Consider the following 1,852-nt stretch of genomic DNA (forward strand, 5'->3'; position numbering starts at 1 on the left):
CCAGTATCGCGCACCGCAGAACGAGAGCCGCAGCCTTCACCGGGCTGCGGCTCTCGGCGTTTCCCGGCCCGCCCGGGGGCGGGCGCGCGTGTCGCCGGGTACGGCGCTGCCCTCACCGACAGCCCGTACCCGGCGTCCACTCCCCGGGGTCACCTGCCACGACCCGTCCCGCGCCGCGCGCCCGTCCACGCGCTCCGCACGGGCCCGGTCGCGCGGTGCGCGTACCCCGGCCCGGCGCCGACCTCCCCCGAGGTCAGCGCCCGATCAGATCGGCGACCGCCCTGGTCTGTGTCGCCAGTTGCTCCCACCCGCCGAAGAGGACCAGCAGCAGGACCGCGCAGGGCACCGCGATGGCCAGCGCCACCGCCGGGTGCCGGGTGTCGGCCTCCGCGTGCGCGGCGGTCGGCCGGGTGCGTCGGCCTGCTCCGTTGAGCTGCATGGCCATGGTCGGTGCTCCTGCCGTCCTGCGTGCTGCGGTCTGCCCGCGCGGTCTGTCCGGGCGGGGTGGGAAGGGGGCGCGGGGGCGGAATCTCGGGGGACGAGGGGTCCGCCCGCCGCTGATGACAACGGTAGGCGGCGGGGGGTGGGCGGGACGTCATGCCGTCGTACCGTCCACGGGCCTCCGCGAGGATGACCCGCCACCCCGGCGGCTACTACCGGAGGCGGAGACCGCGGGGAGCCGATCCCCGAGGGAACCCTGAGAGCGTCCCCGAGAGGGCGGCTGCGGGGGTGCGGGCGCCGGGACCGGCCGCCGGTCCGGCCAGGGGCGGTCGGACCCGAACGATCCAGGTCCGACAATCCGACCGGCCCCTCGGGTGTTGCGTATCAGCACACCGCAGCGGGCAGTCCGTAAGCTGTGGGCCGACAGGATCTGACGATCCCCCATCCGACCGGGGATCACCCCACGGGCTGACGGGAACGAGCATGGCGATGATGCGGCTGCGGCGTGAGGACCCCCGCATCGTCGGCCCCTACCGGCTGCACCGACGGCTCGGGGCCGGCGGGATGGGCGTGGTCTACCTCGGATCGGACCGCAAGGGGCAGCGGGTCGCGCTCAAGCTGATCCGCGCCGAGCTGGCCGAGGACGCCGAGTTCCGCACCCGCTTCGCCCGCGAGATCGCCGCCGCCTCCCGGATCCGGGGCGGCTGCACGGCCCGGGTGGTCGGCTCGGACATCGAGACCGAGCGGCCCTGGCTGGCCACCGCGTACGTACCGGGGCCCTCGCTGTACAAGCGGGTCGGCGACGAGGGGCCGCTGCCCTGGCCGGAGGTGGCCAGGATCGGTGCCTCGCTGGCGGACGGGCTGGTCAAGGTCCACGAGGCGGGGGTGGTCCACCGCGACCTGAAGCCGTCCAACATCCTGCTGTCCCCCAAGGGTCCGCGGATCATCGACTTCGGGATCGCCTGGTCGCGCGGCGCCAGCACGCTCACCCACGTCGGCACGGCGGTCGGCTCGCCGGGCTTCCTGGCACCCGAGCAGGTCCGCGGCGTGGCCGTCACCCCGGCCACCGACGTGTTCGCGTTCGGGGCCACGCTGGCGTTCGCCCTGACCGGTGACACCCCGTTCGGTTCCGGGGCGTCCTCCGAGGTGATGCTCTACCGGGTGGTGCACGAGGAGCCCGAGCTGTCGGCGGTGCCCGCGCCGCTGGCCCCGCTGGTCCGGGCCTGCCTGGCCAAGGAGCCGGCCGAACGGCCGCCCGCCGCGGCGCTGCACGAGCGCCTGACCGAACTGGCCGCGCGCGGCGCCGCCGCGGGCGCGGTGCGCGGCCGGGCCGCCGCCGTGCCGCCGCCGGCCGCGCCGCGGGCGGCCGTGGCACAGCCGGCGGCCCCCCTGCGGCCGGCCGGTGCCGAGC

The 1,852-nt window shown here is 76.5% G+C and carries 2 protein-coding genes; one reads left to right on the plus strand and one right to left on the minus strand.

The window, feature by feature from the left end; translation table 11 throughout:
- Positions 1 to 253: 253 nt before the first annotated feature.
- Entirely contained in the window at positions 254 to 445 is a 192-nt protein-coding gene (locus tag AB0D08_RS08840) for a hypothetical protein (RefSeq protein WP_033823048.1), read from the minus strand.
- A 479-nt stretch (positions 446 to 924) separates the two neighbouring features.
- On the opposite strand from AB0D08_RS08840, the gene AB0D08_RS08845 reads away from it, so the two are divergent.
- Positions 925 to 1,852 (plus strand): serine/threonine-protein kinase (locus tag AB0D08_RS08845; protein ID WP_359887155.1); only part of this gene is annotated, 928 nt, incomplete at its 3' end.

The organism is Kitasatospora sp. NPDC048540 (genome assembly GCF_040651175.1).
GTDB lineage: Bacteria > Actinomycetota > Actinomycetes > Streptomycetales > Streptomycetaceae > Kitasatospora.

What these genes read in the sequence shown, in the direction of transcription:
- AB0D08_RS08840 (WP_033823048.1), bottom strand. Translation starts at nt 445, where the DNA reads ATGGCCATGCAGCTCAACGGAGCAGGCCGACGCACCCGGCCGACCGCC.